Genomic DNA, 1,024 nt, shown 5'->3' with positions numbered 1-1,024 from the left:
CGGCCGTAACCGGCCTTAACGTTTACTTTGTCGCCCAGGTTGCCCAGGTTGGCGATTTTTTCCAGAAGGATCAGTTGCATGTGGAAATCCTCTTAACTTTTAACCTTCACCGTTCGCGCTGTCGGTGTCTTTCGACACGTGACGACCGCGAAAATCAATCAGGCTGTCGACAATGGCCAGAACCACGAGCAACGGATAGATCAGCTGCATGAACAACAGCAGCGTGACGTACAACCCCACCAGCCAGAAACCGGCCAGTCGCTTCTGCCCGACCAGCCCGTGAATCAGGGCCAGACCGGCGAACACCAGCGGTACACTGCACAACGGCGTCAACATGGCCATCTGTGCACCGAGATTCGGGCCCAGAAGCATCAACGCCAGCAGCAACATCGCCGGCCCCAGCGGGATCCGGATGGCGCGAAACTCGCGACCAAAACCACCCGGGTTGTACAACAACGCCTGCCAATGCCGCCCGACAATCAGGCTCAGCACGCTGACGATCTGCAACAACGCCGCAATCAGTCCGGTCAGGACTGGCGCAATCAGGGACGCGAAACGCGCTTGCTCATCGACCGACAATTGCTTGTAGGTTTCACCGAGAAGCGCTGGCATGACCTTTATCAAGGCCTGCGCGAGCATCTCGATCTGGGCCGCAAACGCTGCCCCGAGCACCACTGAAAACACCACTCCAATCACTACGCTGACCAGCAGCGTGCGGACCCAGGATTCACTTGCGCGCAAAACCAACGCAAGTCCCGAAGACCCCAGCAGCACCAGAAGTGCTCGTGGGTCATCGGCATACAGCCACCAGATCAATGCCGGCAGCAGTCCCAGGGACAGAACGCCGATGGCGTCCGTCAATCCGCGCCGCAGCAGTACAAGACTCCCGGCGGCAGCGCCCAACCAATACAACAACGGCAATGTTGCACATCCGGCCACCACGAGAGTGGCCTGCATACGGCCTCGCATGATGAACTCAGCTAAGGCACGCATGCATTCAATCCTTTGCTACTTGTCGACTGCC

Annotated in this window: 1 protein-coding gene and 1 pseudogene; both read right to left on the bottom strand. The window is 58.5% G+C overall.

Going from position 1 to position 1,024, the window contains the following annotated elements; genetic code table 11:
• Positions 1-80, bottom strand: a pseudogene (gene rplI / locus ACIONG_RS30625) (50S ribosomal protein L9); the annotation flags it as partial.
• Between the two features lie 19 nt (positions 81-99).
• Entirely contained in the window at positions 100-993 is an 894-nt protein-coding gene (locus tag ACIONG_RS30620) for a hypothetical protein (protein ID WP_213027381.1), read from the bottom strand.
• Between the last annotated feature and the right edge of the window lie 31 nt (positions 994-1,024).

Origin of the sequence: Pseudomonas sp. NPDC087817, from assembly GCF_044742875.1 — a bacterium.
Taxonomy (GTDB): Bacteria; Pseudomonadota; Gammaproteobacteria; order Pseudomonadales; family Pseudomonadaceae; genus Aquipseudomonas.
This window is presented reverse-complemented; position numbering and strand designations above follow the sequence as displayed.

Coding starts and splice junctions, on each gene's coding strand:
- ACIONG_RS30620 (WP_213027381.1), bottom strand. CDS start 993: ATGCGTGCCTTAGCTGAGTTCATCATGCGAGGCCGTATGCAGGCCACT.